This window comes from Paenibacillus sp. PastF-3, from assembly GCF_029893135.1.
Lineage (GTDB): Bacteria > Bacillota > Bacilli > Paenibacillales > Paenibacillaceae > Paenibacillus_AQ > Paenibacillus_AQ nitricinens.
In genome coordinates, this window is sequence record NZ_JARXWM010000006.1 from 323,716 (window position 1) to 348,199 (window position 24,484).

23 protein-coding genes are annotated in these 24,484 nt (G+C 45.1%); 12 read left to right on the plus strand and 11 right to left on the minus strand.

From position 1 onward, the window contains the following. Positions 1-26 precede the first annotated feature (26 nt). The 4 genes from M2444_RS14850 to M2444_RS14865 form a co-directional block, all read right to left on the minus strand. Entirely contained in the window at positions 27-1,118 is a 1,092-nt protein-coding gene (locus tag M2444_RS14850; protein ID WP_094868352.1) for a carbohydrate ABC transporter permease, read from the minus strand. Then, entirely contained in the window at positions 1,118-2,236 is a 1,119-nt protein-coding gene (locus M2444_RS14855) for a carbohydrate ABC transporter permease (RefSeq protein ID WP_094868353.1), read from the minus strand. The genes M2444_RS14850 and M2444_RS14855 overlap by 1 nt, the downstream gene beginning before the upstream one ends. Positions 2,237-2,342: 106 nt before the next feature. Continuing rightward, entirely contained in the window at positions 2,343-3,764 is a 1,422-nt protein-coding gene (locus M2444_RS14860) for an ABC transporter substrate-binding protein (protein ID WP_094877302.1), read from the minus strand. A 332-nt stretch (positions 3,765-4,096) separates the two neighbouring features. Beyond that, positions 4,097-5,101, minus strand: coding sequence for a LacI family DNA-binding transcriptional regulator (locus tag M2444_RS14865; RefSeq protein ID WP_094868354.1), 1,005 nt, complete (start codon positions 5,099-5,101; stop codon positions 4,097-4,099). 255 nt (positions 5,102-5,356) lie between these two features. Between M2444_RS14865 and M2444_RS14870 the strand changes: the two genes are divergently transcribed. From M2444_RS14870 to pepT, 4 genes are all read left to right on the plus strand, one after another. Next, positions 5,357-6,370 (plus strand): LLM class flavin-dependent oxidoreductase, encoded by a 1,014-nt coding sequence (locus M2444_RS14870; protein WP_280787339.1) that lies wholly within the window; start codon positions 5,357-5,359, stop codon positions 6,368-6,370. Between the two features lie 473 nt (positions 6,371-6,843). Beyond that, positions 6,844-7,971, plus strand: a complete 1,128-nt coding sequence (locus M2444_RS14875; RefSeq protein ID WP_280787340.1) for a hypothetical protein — start codon at positions 6,844-6,846, stop codon at positions 7,969-7,971. A gap of 31 nt (positions 7,972-8,002) precedes the next feature. Then, positions 8,003-8,656, plus strand: coding sequence for a sortase (locus M2444_RS14880; protein ID WP_280787341.1), 654 nt, complete (start codon positions 8,003-8,005; stop codon positions 8,654-8,656). A gap of 95 nt (positions 8,657-8,751) precedes the next feature. Then, the gene (pepT, locus tag M2444_RS14885) at positions 8,752-9,984 is read left to right on the plus strand and encodes a peptidase T (protein ID WP_280787342.1); all 1,233 of its coding nucleotides are present in this window, start codon (positions 8,752-8,754) and stop codon (positions 9,982-9,984) included. A gap of 93 nt (positions 9,985-10,077) precedes the next feature. On the opposite strand, the gene M2444_RS14890 is transcribed toward pepT, so the two are convergent. The 3 genes from M2444_RS14890 to hxlA form a co-directional block, all read right to left on the minus strand. Further along, positions 10,078-10,455: a winged helix-turn-helix transcriptional regulator gene (locus M2444_RS14890; RefSeq protein WP_094878633.1), complete on the minus strand. Its 378-nt coding sequence runs from the start codon at positions 10,453-10,455 to the stop codon at positions 10,078-10,080. 148 nt (positions 10,456-10,603) lie between these two features. Continuing rightward, on the minus strand, positions 10,604-11,161 hold the full coding sequence (gene hxlB / locus M2444_RS14895; protein ID WP_094878632.1) for a 6-phospho-3-hexuloisomerase: 558 nt from the start codon (positions 11,159-11,161) through the stop codon (positions 10,604-10,606). A gap of 7 nt (positions 11,162-11,168) precedes the next feature. Next, positions 11,169-11,801, minus strand: coding sequence for a 3-hexulose-6-phosphate synthase (gene hxlA, locus M2444_RS14900; RefSeq protein ID WP_094868359.1), 633 nt, complete (start codon positions 11,799-11,801; stop codon positions 11,169-11,171). A gap of 263 nt (positions 11,802-12,064) precedes the next feature. On the opposite strand from hxlA, the gene M2444_RS14905 reads away from it, so the two are divergent. The 6 genes from M2444_RS14905 (at position 12,065) to M2444_RS14930 (ending at position 17,676) form a co-directional block, all read left to right on the plus strand. Next, positions 12,065-13,456: an MATE family efflux transporter gene (locus M2444_RS14905; protein WP_094878631.1), complete on the plus strand. Its 1,392-nt coding sequence runs from the start codon at positions 12,065-12,067 to the stop codon at positions 13,454-13,456. 148 nt (positions 13,457-13,604) lie between these two features. Then, positions 13,605-15,290 carry a GAF domain-containing sensor histidine kinase gene (locus M2444_RS14910; protein WP_280787343.1) on the plus strand — a complete coding sequence of 562 codons (1,686 nt, stop codon included), beginning with the start codon at positions 13,605-13,607 and terminating at the stop codon, positions 15,288-15,290. Between the two features lie 6 nt (positions 15,291-15,296). Beyond that, entirely contained in the window at positions 15,297-15,989 is a 693-nt protein-coding gene (locus M2444_RS14915) for a response regulator (protein WP_280787344.1), read from the plus strand. Positions 15,990-16,142: 153 nt separating this feature from the next. Continuing rightward, entirely contained in the window at positions 16,143-16,706 is a 564-nt protein-coding gene (locus tag M2444_RS14920) for an NADPH-dependent FMN reductase (protein WP_280787345.1), read from the plus strand. Continuing rightward, positions 16,703-17,170 carry a VOC family protein gene (locus M2444_RS14925; protein ID WP_280787346.1) on the plus strand — a complete coding sequence of 156 codons (468 nt, stop codon included), beginning with the start codon at positions 16,703-16,705 and terminating at the stop codon, positions 17,168-17,170. Before M2444_RS14920 ends, M2444_RS14925 begins: the two co-directional genes overlap by 4 nt. A 44-nt stretch (positions 17,171-17,214) precedes the next feature. Continuing rightward, positions 17,215-17,676 carry a VOC family protein gene (locus M2444_RS14930; protein ID WP_094878628.1) on the plus strand — a complete coding sequence of 154 codons (462 nt, stop codon included), beginning with the start codon at positions 17,215-17,217 and terminating at the stop codon, positions 17,674-17,676. 104 nt (positions 17,677-17,780) lie between these two features. Here the strand turns inward: M2444_RS14930 and M2444_RS14935 are convergent, their stop codons facing one another. The 3 genes from M2444_RS14935 to M2444_RS14945 all read right to left on the minus strand — a co-directional run bounded on the left by M2444_RS14935 (position 17,781) and on the right by M2444_RS14945 (position 18,866). Further along, a complete protein-coding gene (locus M2444_RS14935) occupies positions 17,781-18,011 on the minus strand; it encodes a cold-shock protein (RefSeq protein ID WP_042131520.1) in 231 nt (76 codons plus the stop codon). 117 nt (positions 18,012-18,128) lie between these two features. Beyond that, positions 18,129-18,329, minus strand: coding sequence for a cold-shock protein (locus M2444_RS14940; RefSeq protein WP_019914790.1), 201 nt, complete (start codon positions 18,327-18,329; stop codon positions 18,129-18,131). A 258-nt stretch (positions 18,330-18,587) separates the two neighbouring features. Continuing rightward, positions 18,588-18,866 (minus strand): hypothetical protein, encoded by a 279-nt coding sequence (locus tag M2444_RS14945; protein WP_094868365.1) that lies wholly within the window; start codon positions 18,864-18,866, stop codon positions 18,588-18,590. 239 nt (positions 18,867-19,105) lie between these two features. Between M2444_RS14945 and gdhA the strand changes: the two genes are divergently transcribed. Next, on the plus strand, positions 19,106-20,491 hold the full coding sequence (gene gdhA / locus M2444_RS14950) for an NADP-specific glutamate dehydrogenase (protein ID WP_094868366.1): 1,386 nt from the start codon (positions 19,106-19,108) through the stop codon (positions 20,489-20,491). A 102-nt stretch (positions 20,492-20,593) separates the two neighbouring features. Here the strand turns inward: gdhA and M2444_RS14955 are convergent, their stop codons facing one another. Continuing rightward, complete coding sequence (locus tag M2444_RS14955) at positions 20,594-23,161, minus strand: DUF2339 domain-containing protein (protein WP_280787347.1); 2,568 nt, start codon at positions 23,159-23,161, stop codon at positions 20,594-20,596. Positions 23,162-23,354: 193 nt separating this feature from the next. Between M2444_RS14955 and M2444_RS14960 the strand changes: the two genes are divergently transcribed. Next, positions 23,355-24,395 carry a copper amine oxidase N-terminal domain-containing protein gene (locus M2444_RS14960; protein ID WP_280787348.1) on the plus strand — a complete coding sequence of 347 codons (1,041 nt, stop codon included), beginning with the start codon at positions 23,355-23,357 and terminating at the stop codon, positions 24,393-24,395. Positions 24,396-24,484 lie beyond the last annotated feature (89 nt).

Consider the following 24,484-nt stretch of genomic DNA (forward strand, 5'->3'; position numbering starts at 1 on the left):
CTCCTCCTGACACAGTTTTGTTCAAATCAACCTTTTATTGATCCACCCATAAGCCCTCTGACGAAATACTTTTGCAGCAGGAAAAAAATTGCGAGCGGCATCAGCATGGAGATAAATGCAGCCGAGGTGAGTAAATGCCAGTCGTTGCCTCGTGAACCTACTAAGTCGGCGATCTTCATCGACATGACCTGCACTGACGGTTGATTGCCGATAAAAATCAGCGAGACTAAATAGTCATTCCACACCCATAGGAATTGAAAGATTCCGATAGAAGCCAGTGCGGGCACAGATAACGGCAGAATCAGCCTACTGAAAATAGTGAAATGGCTCGCCCCATCCATAAAAGCCGACTCAAACAAATCCTTAGGAAGCTGACTGATAAAGTTATACATAAAGTAGGTAACTAGCGGTAATCCAAAGGCCGTATGCGCCAGCCAAATGCCCAAGTAGCTTCCGTTCAGTCCAAGAGCCGTATAATCTTTGAGCACTGGAATAAGTGCAACTTGTATCGGAATAACGAGCATAGCAATAATGATGACAAAAAGTGTGCGACGCCCAGGAAAACGTAGCCAAGCAAAAGCATAGGCGGCAAAAGAAGCGATCAACACCGGAATTACCGTCGCCGGAACAGCAATCGTCAGTGTATTCCAGAAGGCCTGCGACAATCCGGTACCCTTTTGCACCGTTTCACTGCCATCAGCTTGCTTGAGCTTGTATTCCTTGCCCGAAAGCACGTTATTATAGTTATCTAATGTAAGATCCGGTGTCATTTTCCAGCCTTGTTCTTGTTGATTTATGGTACGCGCTCTACGGTTCTCCCACATCAAACGGCTGCCATCGGCCTTCACACCCGCCTTCAGCTGCTCATCGGTATAAGTTTTACCGTTCACCTCGATCGGCTCCCGCAAATCCACATCCTTCGATAGCTGAAGGGTCTCTCCAGCCTTCCACTCCTGATGGGGAAAAGCTTTCCACCATCCAGTCTGCAGAATATCAGCAGCGGGACGGAAGGAGGAAATGAAGAGCCCAAGGGTCGGAAGCAACCAAATGAAACAAATCACACCCAGCACGATATTAACAATCGTCTTGCTGCCTTTTCTCTTCTTTTTCCCGGCCATTAGAATCCCCCTTGCTTACGGAACTGACGTAGATTAATTATGATCACAGGCAACACCGCGATCAGCAGAACAATAGCCAGCGTGGAGCCATAACCGAAATTCCGGTACATAAAGAACTGGCGGTAAAACTGTGTAGCCACTACCTCTGTATCGTATTGACCCCCAGTCATCACCATGACGACGTCAAATATTTTCAACGTAAAGACGATAATGGTTGTTGTCACAGTCAGAATGGTTGCTGAAATGTAGGGAATCATGATTCCAAAGAAAATCTTCACCTCATTTGCACCATCCACTCGCGCAGCTTCCAATATGTCATCAGGAACTCCCTTAATAGCTGCTGAGAATATCACCATCGCAAATCCAGTCTGCATCCAGATCAGAATGATGATGAGGAAAAAGTTATTCCACGGCTGAAGCATACTCGTCCACGCCTGTGGTTCTCCCCCGAAATAAGTAACGATGGCGTTCAAAAGTCCAATTTGTTCATCGCCGGGTTGATAGTAATATACAAACTTCCAAATAACGCCTGCAGCTACAAAAGAAATAGCCATCGGCATAAAGATGATCGATTTGGCTAGCTTCTCATAGCTGCTTCTGTCGGCAAGAATTGCGATCAAGAGTCCAAAAGCTACACATGCCAATGTACCAACGAATACCCAAAGTAAGTTGTTACGCAGTGCCGTTGCCATTAGATGGTCGCTAAAGATCGCTGCATAGTTGCTGAGACCCACAAATTTCTCTGAAGAGGCATTAAAAAAGCTTAAATACAGCGTCCGCAGCGCAGGCAGCACCAGTAGCCACCCCAATATAATCACTGCCGGACCAATAAAAATATAAGGCAATACCTTTCTGCGTACGTAATCAGGATATTGCTCGACTGCCCAGGTAAGTGTGTAATAGATCAGATAAACACCCAGAACCCCCCATAGAACAGCCAGAACCGCCGTTAGTAGCGGATTTAGCGTCGAATCCCGAAAGAATAAAAAGATCGAGCCATTAACAACAACATTGGCTATTAATACTAAAAGAGACAGCAATACCGCTCTAAGACTTACCGTCTGCTTGGCTTTTAATTGTGGCTTCAATTGTGGTTGTAGTTGTGATTGTCCACCCATATTAGCTCCAGCTCCTCCTATACTCGCGCTTTGGAAAACAAAAAGAGGGGCAGAGAACCTTCAAATCCCGCTGCCCCTCTTTTAACTGTGTGCTTTCAATATTAGGTTAGTTGTTCCAGCCAGACTGGATTTGTTCCAACGCCTGATCCAGCGTCGCAGTACCACTTACGTAGTCGGTCATGCCCTTCCAGAAGGTACCTGCGCCCACTTTGCCCGGCATCAGGTCAGAGCCATCAAAGCGCAGCGTGGAAGCATCCTGAACCAGCTTCGCCATCCGGCGATCGGATTCTGAGGTATACCAATCCAGGGAAGCATCGTTCATTGGAGCAATTACGCCGCCCGATTGTACCCAGCTCTTAATGGATTCTCCTGTAGTAAAGAATTCCATAACTGCACGCACTTCAGGACGATCGTTGAACATCGCGTAAATATCGCCAGCAACTAGCACTGGTTTACCATATTGAGGATCAATAGGCGGCAGGTAGAACCAATCATAATCTACATCAACCTTTGCCGTTTCAGGGAAGAAGCTCGTAATAAAGTTGCCGAGCATATTAAACCATGCTTTAGGAGGATTATTGAACATTGGCGCTGGGGCATCCCCGAACGATGTCGTCACGATGGATTTTGCACCACCATAGACATAATCCTTGTTGAGCCATATTTTGGACATGGTTTCAACTGCATTTTTCACTTCTGGAGAGGTAAATGGCAGCTCACCCTTTACCCATTTATCGTAATTCTCAGGTGTGGTCGTACGAAGCATTATATTTTCTACCCAGTCTGTTGCTGGCCAGCCTGTTGCAGCACCACTCTCGATACCAATAGCCCAAGCAGGATCACCGTCTTTCGCAATTTGTTCCGTCAGAGCCATCATCTCATCCCATGTCTCAGGAACCTTGTAGCCCGCTTCGTCAAATTGCTTTTTTGGATACCAGACCAAGCTCTTTACATTACTGCGGTTCCAAATCCCCGCCATGATCTTGCCGTCTTTCCCGTCCATATTAGACATATCAAGCCAGCTCTTGTTGTAATTAGCCGTCAATTTGGCTTGATCCAGTACGTTAGTTAAATCGATAACCTTACCAGTCTTAGCAATTGAGGCTAGGAGTCCCGGCTGCGGGAAATCAGCGATATCCGGAGCATTTCCACCGTCTACTCGAATGTTTATCGTAGCTTCGAACTCTTTTGAGCCCTCGTATTGAATATCAATTCCTGTCTTCTCTTCAAACTCTTTAATACTATTCTCAAATTTCACTTGGTCAGCATCTACAAAAGGACCGAACATCGTTACTTTAGTTCCTTTATAGTCGCCTTTCATGGCTAACTCTAACGGCGATCCCGAAGGCTCGGTGCTAGGAGCAGTTGTAGCTTCAGTGTTATCTGCTGTTGGGCTGGAAGTAGCCGCAGGCGGATCTGTAGCCGCTGCGTTGTTGTTATTGCCTCCGCCGCAGGCGCTCAGCATCATAGTGAAGGATAAACACAGTACTAATGCCAATGACTTTTTACGTCCTGAGGTTTTCTTCATCTTTTGTACATCCCCTTTAATGGTTTTAGAGATTGCTTCTGACTCAATCATCCGGTACCCTGGCATGTATAAGCAGCTTGTAGCAGATCACCCCCTTGCAAAGCTTTTCAGAATCTAAGGATTTATACTAAAAAAGAATCGAATCACCAATTCCAATTAATTGTAGCGCTTACATTTGTTATAGTATCACATAAAGTAAGCGTTTCCAATCTGTATTTGAAATGTTTTGGTAAAAATTATTTTGATTGTCCAAGCAAATATTCAAATGTTGCCTAAGACGAGCGCCGAATTCTGAAAAGCTTTTCAGAGGGTGGTACAAAAGTGAACTACTCCTATTTTTCTCGTGTAGATTCCCGCACAATCAGCTTATGCTCCATCTTCTCATTCAATACCTGCACTTCACCTGTTGTAAGCAATTCATGCAGCTTCTCGGCCGCACGATACCCTAACTCATAAATCGGCTGTGCAATCGTAGTTAGCTTCGGGATGAACATACCCGACATCCTTAGATTATCAAACCCAATCACGGATACCTGACCTGGAACAAGAATATTGCGATCCTTCAGATAAGAAATCGTCCCCATCGCGAATTCATCTGCAACACAGAAAATAGCAGTTAGCTCAGGGTAATCCGTAAATAGTTCATGTGCAGCTTGATAAGCATGTTCAAACCGATGACTGGCATATTTGCTCTTCACAATATTCTGCTGTAGCCCTGACTCTGTTAGCGCTCTTGCAAATCCCTCATAGCGCGGTGGTCCTGATACGGAATTATCATGGTTAAAACCAATCATACCAATGTCTTTATGACCTAAATCAATCAGGAACTTTACCGCATCATAGGCAGCCGCTTCATCATCCACTTCCACACTCGGAATGTCGAACTCATCGGAATGCGAGGACACTAGCACAAATGGAATTCTACAACCGACCAATTTATCATGATACTCAGGGTAAAGGACATCACTGGCAAATACAATTCCATCCACCTGTTTCTCGTGGAAGTTATCAATATAGGACAGTAGTCGTTCTTTGTCGCGGTCCGTATTGCAGATCATCAGACTATACCCAAGCTTGATGCAAGCATCCTGCATTCCCCGAATCACTCCTGCGAAATACAGGTTCTCAATATCCGGAATAAGCAGGCCCAGTGTAAAGGACTTCTTGTAAATCAAACCACGTGCAAATGAATTAGGTTGATACCGCAATCGTTCTACAGCCTCCATCACTCGATTCCGTTTGCTCTCCACTACCGAATTCGGTGCATTCATAACACGTGACACTGTGCTAATCGACACCTCGGCCATTCTGGCAACATCTCTTATGGTTGGCTTCATAATGATAACTTCCTTTTTTAGGGAACTTTTCGATGTGATTATAGCAAGCCCGATTGGAAATAACAATAGTTTTTTTGAAGCGCTTACATTATTTTAAAAAATTCATCTTTTCCTCCTCTTTCTTACTCGGAAGACAAACAACTTACTTAAAGTGTGTATATAGTTTTATTACATGGTATACTAATCGAGTAGCGATATTCGTAGCTACAAATACTGCTCTATGAGCATAGAGCATTTATTATAGGAGGGATAACATTGAAACAACCTCGTGACATTCGATTCTCCGTACTGGACCTGGCTTCTATTGTGGAAGGAGGGACCGCGGCAGACTCTTTTCATAACTCTCTAGATTTAGCCCGGCACGCTGAGAAGTGGGGCTATCATCGGTATTGGTTCGCTGAACATCATAATATGATCGGCGTTGCCAGCTCTGCTACCTCACTCTTGATCGGACATATTGCTGGTGGCACCCAAAGTATACGTGTTGGCTCTGGCGGCATCATGCTTTCCAACCACGCGCCACTTGTGATTGCCGAACAGTTCGGGACTCTCGAATCTTTATATCCGGGACGGATCGATCTTGGACTGGGCAGAGCACCCGGATCTGATCAACCAGCTTCCCGTGCGCTACGTCGTGGCCTAGGAAACGACGGTAGTGAATTCCCTGAGCAGCTAAGTGAGTTAAGAGCTTACTTCGACCCTGCAGGAGCAGGATCGCGCCCAGCCGGAGTACGCGCGGTTCCTGGGGAAGGCTTAAATGTTCCCATCTGGCTCTTAGGCTCCAGCGGCTTTAGTGCTGAGCTAGCAGCCAAGCTAGGGTTGCCTTTTGCCTTTGCCAGCCATTTTGCACCTGAGTATTTACTTCAGGCGCTGCACATATACCACAGTAATTTCCGTCCATCAGAAGTACTAGACAAACCTTATGTTATGATCGGACTCGGGGTTACAGCAGCCGATAGTGTAGATGAGGCAAGAAAGCTGGCTACCTCGCAGCAGCAGCAGTTCCTCAATATCATCCGCGGGCGGACAGGCAAGCTACAACCACCCGTTGAGAGTATGGATGGGCTATGGACGGTACAAGAAAAAGCAATCATGCTCGATAAGCAGCGTTATTCCTTCTCTGGCGATAAAGCAGCGATTAAAGAACGACTTCAAGACATTCTGAAAGAGACACAAGCTGATGAATTGATTATCTCCGCAGGGATTTATGATAATGAGGCTCGTCTTCGTTCCTATGAAATTGTAGCTGAGGCTATGAAAGAACTGTAAGATTGCAGTCCTAACAAGGCAGGACGTTATCTGAGTATCGGGAGTTCTCCCGTTTCAGATATCCGTCTTGCCTTTTTTGTTTTGTTTTCGAAACCGTTCTTAATAAAACACTACTAAGAAATGAAAAAACATAAAAATAAAGAGATATAGAGAGAAATCAACAGATAAACGGACTATACTCTTTTTATTTAAGCAAATATGATCTAATTAGTTGTAATACATCATTTTTCTTTGGATATCATTTTGATTATACTTTATATATTCGCTATAACGAACGATTTGTATTTTGGATACGCCCTCTCCTTCGTTCTTTCGGAAAGATTCCACCCATAATTGAAAGAGTGGTACTTCACAATACCACTTATTTCGACAATGTATAATGGAATAAGTGTTTAAAACGGAGGATTTTGCCGGAAGCCCGCAGATTTTGTTTTCAACAGCTACAAGCGGCTCAGGAGAAAGGAGCAAAGAAAGTGAAGAAGAAATACCATTCGGTCTTCATAGCTGCTTACGTTCTGATTATTCTGGTAGGAGTAATATGGCACGCTGGAGGGGTAAGCGCTCAGGATACCATTAAACTTACTGTGAATTCTCATACCACGAGCACAGCCACCATGAACAATATGAAGCCCGGTGACGAAATGAGCTCAGAGTACACGATTATTAATGATGGCACAGAAGGCTTCGATTACTTTGTGGACTTTAAATTCATCTCTGGAGACGTAGAGCTGTACAATATTCTCCAAATGACACTCGAAAAAGAGGGAGTAATCATCTATTCGGGAGTGATGAGCGAGGCAGCCGGCAGAGTAACCATCGGTTCACTTGCTGGAGGAGAGAAGAGTGTAATTCAAATGGATGTAACCTTCCCATGGGAAGCCGGCAACGAATATCAAGGAAAGGCTACGACCGTAGCTTTTGAATTCTCTGCTTCCGGAGAACCAGGTCCATCCGCCGAGCCTACTTCAACGCCAACGCCAACAGCGACGGTTGCACCTACACCTGATCCATCACCTACAGCAACGCCGGCAGCTACAACTGAACCGACTACAACACCTACGGAAACACCATCAGCTACACCTGAAGCTTCACCAACACCTACGGTTGCACCAACTACGACACCTACGGATTCACCAACGACTACTGCTTCACCAACTACGACACCTACGGATTCACCAACTACGACACCTACGGATTCACCAACGACTACCGCTTCACCTACAGCTGTCGTAACACCTGGTCAATCGGTGCCACCAACTGCTACACCAACAGCTACACCAACACCATCGCCAACACCTACAGCTTCACCGCCTGCTGTCGATGAAATAAGCGTTACGGAAGAACCGATTCCAATGGGCGGAAGCAGTAATGAGCCTACACCTGCAGCTTCAACAGGTGCTGGTAGTCAAACCACCAGTGCAACACCTCGGCCAAGCGATGAGGTAGCCTTACCTGACGGCGACATTCCTTTGGGCGCACCAGAGGCAGGCAACGAGCTTCCAAATACCGCCGAGCCTTGGTATAACTTAATTCTTGCCAGCTTAGCTATTGCGGTACTCAGCGTGATCATCATGCGCAGATTGAAATCGAAGAAAGAATAACGTTTAGTAATTTAAGTCTGGAGGAGAGAGTATGAAGAAGCGTAATGGTGTCTTATTAACCGTGAAGCTAATCTTCATACTCTCTTTAGTTGTGCTGATTTATTCGATCGTTCAAGTCGTCAAAGCGCCCATCGAGGCCAAGCAGGCCCTAACTGATTGGGCAAAAAAGAGGGAGGAAGCCCTCGCCCGGCCCCTTCCAAATGAAGAGAACCCTCTCCCCAAGGGAATGGTCAGTTCTCCAAAAGAACAACCCTCTTCTTCTCCCTCCTATAAAGAGGGTGAGGTGATTGGAGAAATCCGCTTCCCCACCTTAAATAAGAAGGTGGCTATTCTGGAGGGTACGGAAAGCCCAGAATTAAAAAAAGGAGCTGGACACTATATAGGTAGCGCAGCCATCGGTGCAATCGGTAATAGTGTGCTTGCTGGACACCGCGATACCGTATTTCGCAGTATAGGAGAACTTGTCGCAGGAGATCTGATCGAACTGGAAAGCATGGACGGTACGTTCACCTACGAAGTGACCGGCAGCACGATTGTAGACGGGAATGAACGCGGTGCAATAAAACCAAGCGATAAGGCTATTCTTACCTTGATCACCTGTTACCCTTTTTCATACGTAGGGTCAGCACCGGACCGGTATTTACTTTCAGCAAAGCTACTGAAGCAAGAAACATCGCCTCATTAAAGTTAATCTCACTCTTAATCTTCCTCCTCAGGGATGAGACCGGATATGGAAAGTGATACTATATAGATACAACAGTAATGAGGAGATGACCCACAGTGAAAAAAGAGGTTATAGAACGGTTTATTTCGTATGCTCAAATGGATACCCAATCGAACGAGGATAATGAAACTTGTCCGTCCACTCCGGGGCAGATGGTGCTGGCCCACAAGCTGGTCGAAGAGCTCAAGGAGATCGGCATGAATGAAGTGCAGGTGGACGAGCATGGGTATGTCATGGCTACACTCCCAGCCAATACGGAGAAGGATGTTCCAACCATTGGTTTTTTGGCGCATCTCGATACAGCAACTGATTTCACAGGAACGAATGTAAAGCCGCAGATCGTGGAGAACTACGATGGCAAAGATATTCTTTTGAACAAAGAATTAAATGTTGTATTGTCTACAACGAGCTTCCCAGAGCTGGCAGAATATAAAGGCCATACATTAATTACAACCGATGGTACCACCCTGCTTGGCGCAGACAATAAAGCCGGTATTGCCGAGATTATGACTGCCATGCATTATCTCATTCAACATCCAGAAATCAAGCATGGGAAGATTAGAGTCGCCTTCACACCGGACGAAGAAATTGGCCGCGGACCTCATAAATTTGACGTAGCTGCTTTTAATGCTTCTTACGCTTACACTGTGGACGGAGGCCCACTCGGTGAACTAGAGTATGAAAGCTTTAATGCTGCATCTGCCAAAATCTCAGTTTACGGAGTCAATGTACATCCTGGTACTGCCAAAGGAAAAATGATTCATTCTGCAAAAATAGCTATGGCGCTCCATCTTAGACTCCCTGCTGAGGAAGCACCTGAGTACACAGATGGTTATGATGGCTTTTATCACCTAAGCTCTATTGAGGGCACACCGGAATTCAGTAAACTCCAATATATTATCCGTGACTTCGACCGTGAGAAATTCGAGGCACGTAAAGCCTATCTTTCTGCCATCGTAGATGAATTCAAGAGCATCCATGGTGAAGAGAACATCGTACTTGAAATGAAAGACCAATATTACAACATGCGCGAAAAAATCGAACCGGTGCGTCATATTGTCGATATTGCCCATGAGGCGATGGAGAATCTGAGCATCACACCGATCATCCGCCCGATTCGCGGGGGAACAGATGGCTCACAGCTCTCCTATATGGGCTTGCCGACACCTAATATATTCACCGGGGGCGAAAATTTCCACGGCAAATTCGAATACGCCTCTGCTGACAACATGGAAAAATCGGTAAAAGTAATCGTCGAGATCGCCAAGCTGTTCGAACAAAAAGCCTAAATCATAATTTACATCACTCTATATTGAACACAAAAAATCCCTGAAAAGGTCGATTCAGACCTCTCAGGGATTATTAATGTTCACAGTCTATTATTAGCATCTATCTTCCGGCGGTGTGTCTTTCCAGATCACATTTTCCCCGTAATTCTTACCCCAATCATACATCAATCGAAGGACGGGAAGCAGACTCTGCCCATATGAGGTCAGGGAATACTCAACTTTTGGAGGAACCTCGGCATACACTTTCCGAAGCACCAACTGATCTTCTTCAAGCTCTCGAAGCTGATTAGTCAACATTTTTTGTGTAATATGAGGAATTAACTTCTTCAGCTCACTGAACCGCTTGGTCCCTTCAAGCCCAAGATGCCACAGAATTATCAGCTTCCATTTGCCTCCAATTACCGCAAGCGTCAGTTCCTTCTCGCAGTTAATTTCCTTCAAGTTGATGCGATCTTTAATCTCGGTTGCCATAACTAAAGCGCCTCCTCTCTCCTATTGTCATCCTACACACACCTATTAATTAGCTTGGAACGTTATTATTTCTATGCAGCTTGTAAACTTTTATATTAACACAAAAACGAATAACCTCCTTTCTAGGAAGGCATCCGTTTCTGTACTCTCACTCTAAATTAGCATGTTTGCCGAACATCATCTTAGTCGTCTGCCCCGTTTTCTCCATCATTCGCAGAATAACGGCATCATAGAAGACCAACATCGTCTGTTCAAATAAGGATGCCATCGGCTGGATTGTGTTGTAGCTTCCATCAGCCTGATCTTTTGGAGATCCTGGCAGCTTCACTGTATAGCTCGCTAAACGCCCTACAGTCGAATCTGGCGTGATCGTAACGGCAATAACCTCCGCACCCACTCCTTTGGCCTTCTCGGCCATAGAGATCAGCCCCTTCGTCTCACCTGAACCGGAACCGAGCACAAGCACATCACCAGGCTCGATACCCGGGGTTACCGTTTCTCCCACGACGTACGCTTCTTTACCGACATGCATGAGTCGCATTGCAAAAGCTCGTCCCATTAATCCTGATCTACCAGCCCCGGCCACAAATACCTTATTCGACTGAAGAAGGAGTTCAGCCATTCGCTCAGCCTCTTGATGATCAAGCTGAGAAATGGAGCGCTGAAGCTCCAATATAATTTGCTGCGCATATTTCATTGTGTCCATTGTAATCTTAAGCCTGACTAACTAGGCGTTTCATTTCTGCCGCAGCAGCCTTTTGATCAGTCTCGCCTGTGATGCCGCCACCTACAATTACAAGATCAGGATTCGCTGCGATAACTTCCGGAAGTGTACTTAGCTTGATTCCCCCTGCGATAGCGGTTTTAGCCTGCTTAACCACACTTTTAATTGCATTCAAATCTGCAAAGGAATTTTTACCTTCCGCTTGATGGTCATAGCCAGAGTGTACGCAGACATAGTCTACACCAAGTGCGTCTACTTCAGCCGCTCTAACTTTAATATCCTTCACATTAATCAGGTCAACCAGAATCTCTTTATTGGTTTTTTTTGCTTCCTCCACTGCACCTCTAATGGTAGCATCATCAGAAACACCAAGTACTGTAACAATATCCGCGCCTGCTTCCACTGCCTTCATCACTTCATAACCGCCTGCGTCCATGATTTTCAGGTCAGCCAACACTGTCAAAGAAGGAAAAGCTTCTTTGATAGCCTTCACTGCGTGCAGTCCTTCATTTATAACGATAGGCGTTCCAATTTCAACAATATCTATATATTCAGCAACCTCTGAGACAATCTCTTTCGCTCCCGCAATGTCTACAAGATCTAACGCTAATTGCAATTTCATATTTATGTGCACTCCTTATTTATATATTTTTGTAAGTCATGTACAAATTGTAGATCCTTACACTCCTTAAGGGAAGTAGGCACTTTATTGTGATGTAGTTACCTGGAGGATACTAATGTACTCCTACTGACTTTATTTCTGCTCTAATCCATAACCTTTTGTCATATTTTTGTAAAAGTACTGCATTTTCATGAAAGCTGTGCTAACATTACAGTTTGTTTATGGAATAACAGGAATTTAATCATGATGTAAGAAGGTGTACAATGAAGCACAATAATCACCAAGAATTTAACCTTGTAAAACTAACTTGGCCGATATTCCTGGAACTGTTCCTATTTATGCTCATGGGCAGTGTGGATACTTTTATGATTAGCTCCGTATCGGACGATGCCGTATCAGGCGTTGGCGCAGCGAATCAGATTATCACAATGGCTATTTTAGTTCTCAGTGTAATTGGTAACGGCGCAGCAATTGTGGTCTCCCAATACCTCGGTTCCAAAAAACCTCTGGAAGCCGCTCAAGTGACCGGCAATGCCATTACCCTAAACCTGTTAGTAGGAATTGTCCTAAGTACGTTTTTGCTAATATTCGGAGGAACTCTACTAACTGCTCTGAATGTAAAAGGGGATATTCTCGTTTATGCTAAATCCTATATACATATTGTCGGGGGCGGTATTTTTCTCCAAGCATTAATCAATGCTCTGGCGACCACAATCCGTACGCACGGTTTCACTAAACAGACCATGGTCGTATCCTTGCTGATGAACATCATTCACGTGGTGGGTAACTACTTACTCATCTATGGTCATTTCGGACTTCCAGCGTTAGGTGTCGAAGGTGCAGCTATCTCAACGGTTGTCAGTCGGTTTATCTGTCTTATTATTTTCTTCTTACTGCTCTACAGAGTGATGGAGGTACGGGTAAAGTTAACCTACTACATTCATCTTTCCAAAAAATATGTGCAGCAAATTCTTAAAATCGGCATCCCGTCCGCGTTTGAATCGATTATTTATCAATCTTGTCAGCTCGTATTCACACTGTATATTACCTATCTGGGCGCCGAGGCTATGGCCACTCGTCAATACGCGCTCAACATTTCCAATTACATTTATTTATTTAGTGTAGCCGTCTCCATGGGAACCTCCATTATCGTAGGACATCTGGTGGGAGCCAGGCGCCCCAAGGAAGCCTATAAGCGTGTATTCACCAGTGTGAAGTGGGCACTTCTGGTCACAGTAGTAATAGATGCTCTTGTGATCGTCTTCCGGGTACCACTATTTGGCCTCTTCACAGACAACGAGAACATTATTCTGATGGGGGCTCAGGTTATACTGCTTAGTTTCTTCCTAGAGACCGGTCGCACAACTAATTTGGTCATCATTAACTCACTACGCGCCTCGGGCGATGCGAAGTTTCCAGTATATATGGGACTGATCTCCATGGTCTGCATGAGCTTACCCCTTGGCTATTTCCTGGTATTCCAGCTTCATCTGGGATTGGCCGGTGTGTGGATTGCCACTGCGGCTGATGAGTGGACAAGAGCTGTCATTATGTATTTCCGCTGGAAGAGTCGAGCTTGGGAGAAACATGGACTGATTCAGCACGATGATGTAGAACATGTCACATCTTCCAATACCCCTGCAGCTGTAAATTAACGAATTTATTTAGGTGGTTCTCTAAGGTCAGACCAGATCTTAAGGGTCCACCTTTTTTAACGCTTCATGATTACATAAATTTTAGAATGAACGAAGCATTCTACGTTACAATAGATAGAACCTAATTAATTTAAAGGGGGAGAACCTCATGCCGGAAGAAACCGGAATCCACGAGTTATTGACGCTCAAGACGATTGCGGAGACCTTAAACAGTTCCAATGAGCTCAAACCGATGCTCGATACAGTTATGGGCAAGCTGTTAGATCTGACAGGAAATACGGCAGGCTGGATCTTCCTGAGTGAAGAGAATATGGAGTATGAATTCGCCGCAGATCGGGGTTTACCGCCAGCTCTGCAACGGGACAATAAACAGCCGATGCAGTGTGGAAGCTGCTGGTGCTTAGATCGCCTATGGGACGGACGGCTAGAGCAGGCTGTTAACATTCTAAACTGCAAGCGGCTCAGTAATGCCAGGCAAAATAACTGGGGCGATACATTAGGGATCACCCACCACGCCACTATCCCGCTGCATTCAGGCAATCGCTACTTAGGACTTATGAATGTAGCTGCACCGGGCAAAGCACATTACCCCGACAGCGAGCTGGCTCTACTGCAATCCGTGGCCTTGCAAATCGGCAGTGCCATTGAACGCATGCAGTTATATAGCACCGAGCAGCGCCGTGCCAATCTGTACGCCAAATTAGGTGAATTCAGCGCCGCTTTGAATCTAACGGCTAGTGAATGTACCTCCCCAAGCATTTTGGCGGAGAAAACCACCGCACTGATTGCCCAATATTTCGATTGGCCTTTTGCAGCGATTATTGGACAGCATGAGGGCAAATTCGAAGTACACGCAGCCGCTCATGCAGCTAATATAACACCTGAATTAGCTCCTTTTGAGCTCTCGGACTCCTTTAAGAATCGTCTAAGGAATATTGCGAAAGGACAGCGCTTCGAGGCATTAACCTCTGACGAAGAACAGGAAATTACGAACTCATGCTGTTCCGAACAGCCTGTTACAGAGCGAGTTGTAATGCTTGCCGCCCCCTTTCGGCAGATTACAGCACATGGCTCAGCCATTCTACTTATCACCTCGCCTAAAGCACTCGCCTCCGCTACCGCAGATGGAGAAGTACTCGAAGCGATTGCCGAGCACATTTCAGCTACACTGGAAAGTGTACAGCTCGGAGAGAAGCGCCGCGAAATCGCGCGTCTGGACGAGCGGAATCGACTGGCCCGTGACCTTCACGACTCGGTGAACCAGATTCTGTTCTCCCTCTCGATGACGGCTAAAGGTGTAGAAAGGATACTAAAGCAAGAGCACACCTCCCATCCGGCTGCTGAGGCTGTCCGCGATATTCAAGAGCTCTCTCAATCTGCACTCAAAGAAATGCGCGCTTTAATCATGCAGCTTCGCCCTGCAGGACTGGAAGCCGGGTTATTGACCGCGCTGCAGGCTCATGGTCAGCAACTAGGGCTGTTGATACAGAGTCAACGCAGCGGTGTACTTGAACTTCCCCGCAATGTGGAAGAAGGACTCCTGCGCATTGGTCAAGAAGCACTTAATAATGTACGTAAGCACTCCGGAGCTTCTAAAGCTGAAGTATCTCTACATTTGAACGCTACCGAGGTGATACTGAGCATTTCCGATCAGGGTAAGGGCGGTGCCAAACGGCGCAGTAACACTGACACCAATGAATCTCTCGGCCTACATATTATGAAGGAAAGAGCTGAGGCACTCTACGGCCATATTCATATCCACAGCGTGGAGCATCAAGGCACAACGGTTGAGGTAACCATCCCTTTCCCCTCCAATCCACATGAAGTCGGGTGATCACAAATGACAATAGGTTTATTACTGGTTGACGATCATGCAATGGTTCGTCGAGGACTCCAAGTGTTTCTCTCGACACAACCGGACATTAAGGTTATCGGAGAAGCGTCGAACGGCCTCGAGGCATTAGAGAGAACGGCTGAGCTCCAGCCGGATATCATATTAATGGATTTGCACATGCCCGTTATGAACGGCATCGAGACAGCTAAGCAGCTGCGGATCTCCCATCCACAGGTCAAAATCATTGTGTTGACCTCCTTTTCAGATCAAGATCATGTACTCCCTGCTATCCGTGTAGGGATCAAAGGATATTTGCTAAAAGACATAGAACCAGAAGCGCTGGTTGTCGCCATCCGCAAGGTACACAGTGGTCAAGTTGAGCTGCATTCCGAAGCTGCCAGTCAACTGATGAATCTAATGGCAGCTTCTACACCAGAACAACTGGATGTTAGCAATCCGGATCTGAACGGTTCCAGTACAACATCAGCTATAACCACCGGATCTGAGCTTCTTACCCCGCGAGAGCAGGAGGTGTTAGACCTCATTGCATTAGGTATGAGCAACAAAGAGATTGCCAGCAAGCTGGTCATCACCGAGAAGACTGTTAAGACTCATGTCAGTCATGTACTTGGAAAGTTGAACTTATCGGATCGGACTCAAGCTGCCATTTTTGCATTGAAAAACGGCTACAACTCATAGCGCCACAGCTCATCTACAACTTTAGACTTAGACGCTCAGCACAATGGCTGAGCGTCTTTGCTATGCAGGTTCATTCCTTGTGCTGATGTTAACAGAGGTCGATTCAATTATCATTGGTTTATAGCAATTGACCTCACATAGGAGTGGATACCGATGAAAGTCATGATCCTGACAGGCAGCAATCGAAAAGAAGCGACCAGCACGAAGCTGGCAGAGCATGCCGCACATTTTATTAATCAGCAAGGCGAACAAGTTACCCTGTTTAATCTCTATAAACGCCCACTGCCCTTTTATTCACCAGATGAGTCTTACTCGGAGCATGAGCATCTAAGCGCCCTCCAGCAAGAGATACTAACTGCGAACGCAATCATCCTGATTACCCCGGAATACCACGGCTCCATGAGCGGCGTGATGAAAAACGCTCTCGACCATCTAGGCCAGACGCACTTCAACGGCAAAGTGGTATTGTCCGCTAGCTCTGCAGGTGGAGCTGTAGGTGTAAGCTCATTACTTCAATTGCAGGCGGTTGTACGCAACCTGCATGGGATTAATACGCCAGACTGGATCTCCATCGGCGGGATGCAGCGCAAGCGGTTCGAGGTTGAATACGACGGGTACGAGGGTGGTCAAGAAATTGAAGATCGCATTCGCCTAGTCTTAGAATCATTCCTAAATTTAGCTCGCAAAATCAGTAGCCCGGCAGGTGCCGCCCTATGATCAAAGGACTGTTTGAAACCCATCTGAACGTGACTAATCTAGAACAATCTGCTCATTTCTATGAACATGTTCTGGGACTACCCTTAGCCCATTCGGAGAATACTGAAGGCCGCAAACGGCGATTTTACTGGATTGGAGAAGAACGTAATCAGGCCATGCTGGGGATTTGGGAGAAGACGCCTTCCGAGGTTGTGCGTCAGCACTTTGCCTTCCAAGTAACGCTTGAGGATTTGAAGCAGTCAGTATCCTACCTTAAGGCAAAGGGGATTGAAGCCTCCAACTTCCTCGATGATGATAAGGGACAATTGTATGTATTTGGCTGGATGCCAGCCGTATCCGTGTATTTCAGTGATCCAGACGGTCATTCCTTAGAGTTCCTAGCTGTACTGCCTGATCCGCCCAGACCTGAGCTAGGAATGGTACCCTGGAAAGAATGGGAACTGATACACGGAAGAACCTGGTAGTTATTGATAAAATTCAGGCTAAGCCTGCACGAGGAGTCGAGAATATGATAAAAGGACTATACGAAGCACATTTACCAGTAAGTAATCTTGAGGTATCTATCGAATTTTATGAGCGATTGGGATTAAAAATGGCCTGGCGGGATGAGGAAACTGCATTCTTCTGGATTGAGAAAGGCCGGAGTTGGATCGGCATTTGGGAAGGAAAGGAAGTAGAAACGCCATACCACCCATCTTTAAGGCATATTGCCTTCCGCGTAACTTATGACGATCTGAAGCAATCACTGCAATGGCTGGAATCTATTGGGGTAGACGCTGTTCCGTTCCGTAATCGAACTTCTGTTGAGCCTTTTATTCGAGCTTATCAAGGAAATGCTTCTGTGTACTTCAATGACCCGGACGGAAACAGCCTGGAATTAATGTGCCATGTAGAGGTTCCTGAACATTTGAAACATCTTTCAGAGAACACCATCTTAACCGAGTGGGAAAAATTGCTCGAACAGAAATAAAATACTCTAACAAAAAAACAGCTGCCCACCATCAAGGGTCCAGCTGTTTGAGTATGTTAGCTGCTTCTATTTAACCATCTCTAGCATGGTTTTAGTAAAGGCTGTTACTTAATCGTGATGCCTTTCTTCATAGCCTTCATATCTGAATTCGTGTTCACAAGCATTGGCAGTATCTTCATACTTCTCGTCATGGGAGAGTTACATTGCCAGCAGGTAGGTACATACTGAAATGCAAAATTATCGCGCATCCAACCGGTGCAACCTTCCTTGGTACAAGACCAAATGGCTGTGTCTTCCTGCGGAAGATCCTCCAGTGCTTTTTTACGAAAATACATAAGTACCCCTCCTTGGATCGAATCGAGACGATTTCGCCACCCTATTAGGGGCAGATTCATAAGATGAAAATAAAAAAGCTGCCCTCAACTTGAGTTAAGGGCAGCCTAATTTTCGAATTACAGTTTTACAACGTTTTCGGCTTGTGGTCCACGAGCGCCTTGAGTTACGTTGAACTCAACGCGTTGGCCTTCGTCCAAAGATTTAAATCCGTCGCCTGTGATTGCGGAGAAGTGTACGAATACGTCGCTTCCACCTTCAACCTCGATAAAACCAAATCCTTTGTCTGCATTAAACCATTTAACTGTACCTGTTTGCATGATATTACCTCCAATATTTTATTTAACACATGTCCTTTTATTCCTACGTAGTGTACGAACAAATAAAAATTCACACATTGGAAAAGGACTCATACGCACAAATGATAACCTTTTACAATATGTGAATTAAGGGTTAAATTTATGATTAACTTCATTGTACCACACTAAATCATTGAATGCAATGTAAATGCCTACTTTTTTAATTCCGGCTCTATATCCTCTTATATTAAAGGCTTTAGAGCCGGAAATGTGCAAGGGTTAATCGATGTATCCTGCCAACCCTTTATCCATTAAGTAATCCATCTCCGCATCAAGAATCGTCTCCACTGTGATTTCATCCAGCTTCACATCACGCTGGGCAACAACATAGTCAACTAGATCATCATTGTCGATGTCTACCTCGCCTTTGGCATTGGCCTTGGCGTTATTGATAAAGGTCTGTTCATGCTTCAACACTAAACGAATTAGTTTAGGATCTAATTTGGTTTTGGCAGATAATACGGTTACTAATTCCTGCTCGTTTAATTTGTCACTCATTTTTTAAATTTCATCTCCCTACAATGATTACACATTCATTGTAGCATATTTCGCGCTTTAACGCGTCATTACGCGAAGTATACCACGGTTTGTTCACACTTTTCTTGCTACCACAGGCTCTACAACATTCCACTTCAAGTAAGTTATTTAATAAAAACAGTTGTGAGGAACATTGACTTGTGCCAAAATATAAAAAAAGTGTTGGACCAAATTGAATACTAGAAAAGGCGGTTGAATTCATGAGCTCTGTATCTACCCAGCAATTAGACACAAACAGCAACAAGGCACATCGTTATATTGAAGACGTATACGCACAGGTTGTTGCGCGTAATCCTTTCGAGCCCGAATTCCATCAGGCTGTAAAGGAAATCCTTGAATCTTTGCTTCCAATCCTGGCTGCTGAACCTAAGTATCAGGAAAATGCCATTCTGGAAAGATTGGTTGAACCAGAACGTTTGATTATGTTCCGTGTTCCTTGGACAGATGATCAAGGCAAGGTCAGAGTTAACCGTGGATATCGTGTACAGTTCAGCAGTGCCATTGGACCTTACAAAGGTGGACTTCGTTTTCACCCATCCGTTAATGCTAGTATTATCAAATTCCTCGGCTTCGAGCAAATCTTCAAAAACGCTCTTACCGGCCAACACATCGGCGGAGGTAAAGGTGGATCCGACTTTGATCCTAAAGGAAAATCCGAAGGCGAAATCATGCGTTTTGCACAAAGCTTCATGACTGAATTGCAAAATTACATCGGTCCTGACCAAGACGTTCCTGCAGGAGATATCGGTGTAGGTGGTCGTGAGATTGGCTACATGTACGGACAATACAAGCGGATCCGCGGAGGATATCCGGCTGGCGTATTGACTGGTAAAGGTATTGGTTACGGCGGAAGTCAGGCTCGGACAGAAGCTACTGGTTACGGTACAGTTTATTTCGTAAACGAGATGCTAAAAGCAAAAGGCCTTTCCTTTGAAGGAAGTCGCGTTGTTGTTTCCGGTTCTGGTAACGTAGCGATCTATGCGATTGAAAAAGCTGTACAGCTAGGTGCAACAGTCGTAGCTTGTAGTGACTCCGCTGGATATATCTATGACGAAAACGGCATTAACCTCGAAACTGTCCGCCGCCTGAAAGAAGTCGAAAGAAAACGGATTAGTGAATATGTGAATGAACACCCTAACGCTGTGTATACCGAAGATTCCACGCAAATTTGGACTATTCCTTGTGATATCGCCCTTCCGAGTGCTACTCAGAATGAGATTGATGAAGCCATGGCATTGAAACTGATTGAAAATGGTGTTAAAGCAGTAGGCGAAGGCGCCAACATGCCATCCACCCTTGAAGCTATTCACCAGTTCCAACAAGCTGGCGTGCTATTCGCACCTGCCAAAGCAGCTAATGCTGGCGGCGTAGCTGTATCTGCACTTGAAATGGCACAAAACAGCATGCGTATGTCCTGGAGCTTTGAAGATGTTGATACGAAGCTGCATGAGATCATGGTTTCCATTTATCAACAGTCTGTAGATGCATCCGAGCAGTATGGACAGTCCGGCAACCTCGTTGCAGGAGCAAACATCGCTGGATTTAAAAAAGTAGCCGATGCTATGTTGGCTGAAGGCGTAATCTAATCAAGTATAAACAAACGGCGTTGTGATCATACGAAGTCCCCGTAACCGGAGAGTAAGCAGCCGGGGACGGGGACTTTTTAATTCAACTATGAGTTCTAACCTCTACCCCTTAGTCACATTCTCCGTCGCTGCCTGCCCCTCCTCCATTTTGTTTGATACCTTTTGATAGAGATAGGAGATCCCGAGCAGGCAAATCCCAAAGCTGGCATAGGCGATAATCTTACTTCCGGTATTCAGTAGTCCCAGATCGTATAGCAGCAGCTTACCTGTCGCCAGAAGCGTTAATCCAAGGCCGAAGCGCCGGATATACACATATCTTTTGCGGAAGCCGTACATGATGAACAGAACTGCTATCAACAGATACACAAGACTAAATATTAATCCCGCATCACTTAATTGCAGCTGTACCCCCAGAAAAGCGGTGATGATTCCGAGCAGATATACCCCCATGAAGACAGGATAAATTTCCATACTTTTATACTCACGTTTAAGCAAGGTGATCAGCAGATCACGTCCGCTAAACCACACGAAAATATTGAAGATAATGAGTATACCCAGTGCGATATAATCAGCCCTGGTATTACGTGAAAGATCATTCTGCAGGCTTGGCAAGCCTACTGTAATCACCAAACAAATAGCATATCCGATCCCAAAGAGAAGTCTCACAAAATACTTAACAATCGTGTCATAAAGCACCTTCACCTTTGGCAATACATAGGCCAGAATAATAGTTAACAGAGCGGACAGCAGCAAATTATAGAAGGTTCTATGCGAGAAATCCTCCGGTACAGCGAGACGATACAGTCTTCTCGATTCATATAAACCATAGATCCAAAAATTCAATAATGCTGCGTATTTAAACCACAGGGCTAAGGTGATTTCGTAAGGCTCACTGCGCTGTAGGACATCCTTTCGATTATGCTGAACGGCGTACCATACGGCGATAATCAGCATGCCTGCAGTAATGAAAATATATTTTAGCGGAAAATAGGCGTCTGTGGTATTCAGCCATTCATTGGCTATACTGAGCTGCATCGGTACATTTAAACCGAAGAACACCACAAGGCACAATGTCAAAATCCCCCAGCCCGCTCTTTCCATCCCCTTAAACCGATTTAGATTACCAAACAGGGTAAGCACGACGCCTTCAATCAACCAGCCTATGGACCACCAAGCTGCTCCGAATTGGAACGGAATCATCAGAATACCGAAGGTCAGCGAAGTAGCGTAGAACAGCAGCATGCTTTCTTTTTCCTGTGGCATAAGCTTCTCAATTCCTCTTCCAAGGCCCAGATACAGCAGACAGAAGACCAGCGCTAACGCACCCTTGTAATCCTTCAGCCCTGCATCCAGAAATAGAAGATACAAGGTGAGGCAGCTAATAAACGTGTTGCAACCTAATAGAGAGAAATCCCACCAAGACAACTTGGAGCGATACTTGAACGGGTACCATAACGTAATGCCCAAATACATCGCAAAAGTCAGCACCGCATAAATCATATTCATGCCGTTGCTATCCGATAACGCTATTAATATCAGCATAGAGGGTGTATTAAATAAGTAGCTGATGTAATTGACCACGTTCCAGCGTTTGCGGAAGGAGATTAGGAGAATGAATAAATTCAGAAGAAACAAGTAGCCCATTGCCACATAAACCGCGTTGCCCGAAAGACCGAAAGCCCCAAGATAAGAATACAGTGGCAGGTACCCCCCGATTAAGCCCAAAGCACAAATACTTCGCGACTCATACCTTAAAGACAGGAGCACCGCAGTCAAAGTGACGAGCACGGATAAGGACAGCCCTACATAAATACTGATAATGTCCAGTAAAAAATAGCTATAGAAAATGGAGCCGTATAGTACTGAAATCCCGCCGCCAAGTAACCCTAAAGCGAACGTCCCTTTTCCTTTGCGATATAGCCACTCCCCGCCTCCTAACATCAGTAATCCCAGTAGAAAAAAGGCGCCTCCCTTCATATAACCGGTGAACCAGTTGGAATAGGAGTATCTGAATGCCGCTCCCACGGCCAAAATCAACAGCAGAATCCCAAGCTTGTTAATCCAACCTAGTCCAATTTTCATTTCGATCTGATTTTGTTTTCTTCGGCGTTCCAATACTTCTTCACTGATCTCTTCTGAGGCAAAATCATGTAATCCGTTATCCATTCTGGAGTTCAGAGCAATCTCGGATTCCCTCAGTCTTTGTCGCTGCGCTAGTACACGCTCATTTAACTCCGCCGACAACGCTCCAATCTGGCTGGATAAATCCGCTTTATCCTCACCCAGCTGCCTCGCGGCTGTTTGATACAGCTGCTGAATATGACGCTTCGTCTCCATCTCAAAAGCCGTCAGCCGGTCCGTATGGGTAAGGCTTTTAGAGGAAAAATAAGTCTGCAGCTTCTGTCTCGACAAGCTAAGAATACCAAGTTTCTCATTTAAGATTTGTTCCGTTAGCGTAACTTTTAGCTCTACATTCTCTTCTTGAAGCTTCCCTACCTGAGTCTTTAAATCTACTAGAGCAAGCTTATGTTTCTCATATTCCTTCTTCAAGTGTTCATTCTCGTTGACCAGATCGTGACTTTCATATTCCGCAATCAGAGCTTCATATTCCTTAATAAGCCCGTCCTGCTGGACCTTCATGAATCTAAGTCGATCTTTGAATGACTCCATAGCGCCTCCTAATGTGAGCGATTGTTAATAATTACATATTACTACAATTGGAAGGGTCTCTTATTCTTTTTTTAGGATTTGGGTAAATGAATATCACGAGCCAATTATAAAAAAGCTGCAACATATTGGAGGGATGTCCCGTCTGAATAATAACAAGACTAACAAAAGTTTTTTAAAAAAGGAGCTTACAACTATGAACAACATTTTAAAAACAAGCACAGTTCTTTTAACTTTGTCCCTAGCACTTTCAACTGGAGCAGCCTATGCTGCACCTACCACAACTTCTGCAAAAAATAATGCTGCTCAAACTACGGTTAGCGCTAACCAAAAAACATTTGCGATCGAAATCAACGGTTCCGCCCTGAAAGAAACAGGCTTCCAAACTACAAATGGCAAAGAGCCTATGGTGCCACTTCGTTCGGTTACTGAAGCACTGGGCTTTGAACTAACTTGGAATGGACAAACTAAATCCGTTGATCTTATCAATGGTGCTGTGTTCACTACAGTGAAAGCCGGAGAAGATCGCTATAGCATTAATAAAATGAATACTACGCTTGGAACTGCACCACAATTGGTTGACTCCATTTTATATGTTCCGGCTTCCTTTGTAAGTGAAATTATCCACCATAACATGACAGTGAAGGGAGATTCCATCGTGATCACTGCTGCTAATCAGGAAGAGCATATGACCAAGACTGGCGTGATTACAGCTGTCAATAATGAGGGCAAATACCAATCCGTTCAGATCCAGGGTGTAGGCACAGATGGCATCGTACTGAATGTAGGTGAGGATACGACTATCGAAATGGCAGACGGTACAAAGCTTGCGCTGAAAGATCTTCATATCGGTATGACCGTAAAAGCAGAGCATTCCATGATCATGACCATGAGCCTGCCACCTCAAACTCCAACTTACAAGATCACTGTTTTAGATGAGCAGAAACAGAATGATCTTTTGGGTACTGCAGGTACCATTGAAGAAGTTCAAAAAGACGATGAAGGAAACATCAGCATCACCGTTAAAGGCAGTGGCCTGAACGAACAGTCACAACAAGAAGTACTACTTCGCATTAGCAAAGATACCGCGCTAATCAATACCGATGGCAAAGCTGTAAACAGCAGCGAACTTGTAAAAGGTGCAAAGGTTGTAGGATTCTACAGCCCTATGCTGACTAAGAGCCTGCCACCAATCGGTACAGCTGCTAAAGTCGTAGTAGATTCCGTTCAACAATAAGAAGAATAACGTTATTAATGGACATTTGTCATAAACTAAACAAGCGCGCGCCAATGAAGTATTGGCGCGCGCTTGTTTGATTTTTCTAG

Bases quoted from the DNA above. Each gene is read 5' to 3' on its own strand.
- M2444_RS14850 (WP_094868352.1), bottom strand. From the start codon at position 1,118: ATGGCCGGGAAAAAGAAGAGAAAAGGCAGCAAGACGATTGTTAATATC.
- M2444_RS14855 (WP_094868353.1), bottom strand. From the start codon at position 2,236: ATGGGTGGACAATCACAACTACAACCACAATTGAAGCCACAATTAAAA.
- M2444_RS14860 (WP_094877302.1), bottom strand. From the start codon at position 3,764: ATGAAGAAAACCTCAGGACGTAAAAAGTCATTGGCATTAGTACTGTGT.
- M2444_RS14865 (WP_094868354.1), bottom strand. From the start codon at position 5,101: ATGAAGCCAACCATAAGAGATGTTGCCAGAATGGCCGAGGTGTCGATT.
- M2444_RS14880 (WP_280787341.1), top strand. From the start codon at position 8,003: ATGAAGAAGCGTAATGGTGTCTTATTAACCGTGAAGCTAATCTTCATA.
- M2444_RS14890 (WP_094878633.1), bottom strand. From the start codon at position 10,455: ATGGCAACCGAGATTAAAGATCGCATCAACTTGAAGGAAATTAACTGC.
- hxlB (WP_094878632.1), bottom strand. From the start codon at position 11,161: ATGGACACAATGAAATATGCGCAGCAAATTATATTGGAGCTTCAGCGC.
- hxlA (WP_094868359.1), bottom strand. From the start codon at position 11,801: ATGAAATTGCAATTAGCGTTAGATCTTGTAGACATTGCGGGAGCGAAA.
- M2444_RS14905 (WP_094878631.1), top strand. From the start codon at position 12,065: ATGAAGCACAATAATCACCAAGAATTTAACCTTGTAAAACTAACTTGG.
- M2444_RS14910 (WP_280787343.1), top strand. From the start codon at position 13,605: ATGCCGGAAGAAACCGGAATCCACGAGTTATTGACGCTCAAGACGATT.
- M2444_RS14915 (WP_280787344.1), top strand. From the start codon at position 15,297: ATGACAATAGGTTTATTACTGGTTGACGATCATGCAATGGTTCGTCGA.
- M2444_RS14920 (WP_280787345.1), top strand. From the start codon at position 16,143: ATGAAAGTCATGATCCTGACAGGCAGCAATCGAAAAGAAGCGACCAGC.
- M2444_RS14925 (WP_280787346.1), top strand. From the start codon at position 16,703: ATGATCAAAGGACTGTTTGAAACCCATCTGAACGTGACTAATCTAGAA.
- M2444_RS14930 (WP_094878628.1), top strand. From the start codon at position 17,215: ATGATAAAAGGACTATACGAAGCACATTTACCAGTAAGTAATCTTGAG.
- M2444_RS14935 (WP_042131520.1), bottom strand. From the start codon at position 18,011: ATGTATTTTCGTAAAAAAGCACTGGAGGATCTTCCGCAGGAAGACACA.
- M2444_RS14940 (WP_019914790.1), bottom strand. From the start codon at position 18,329: ATGCAAACAGGTACAGTTAAATGGTTTAATGCAGACAAAGGATTTGGT.
- M2444_RS14945 (WP_094868365.1), bottom strand. From the start codon at position 18,866: ATGAGTGACAAATTAAACGAGCAGGAATTAGTAACCGTATTATCTGCC.
- gdhA (WP_094868366.1), top strand. From the start codon at position 19,106: ATGAGCTCTGTATCTACCCAGCAATTAGACACAAACAGCAACAAGGCA.
- M2444_RS14955 (WP_280787347.1), bottom strand. From the start codon at position 23,161: ATGGAGTCATTCAAAGATCGACTTAGATTCATGAAGGTCCAGCAGGAC.
- M2444_RS14960 (WP_280787348.1), top strand. From the start codon at position 23,355: ATGAACAACATTTTAAAAACAAGCACAGTTCTTTTAACTTTGTCCCTA.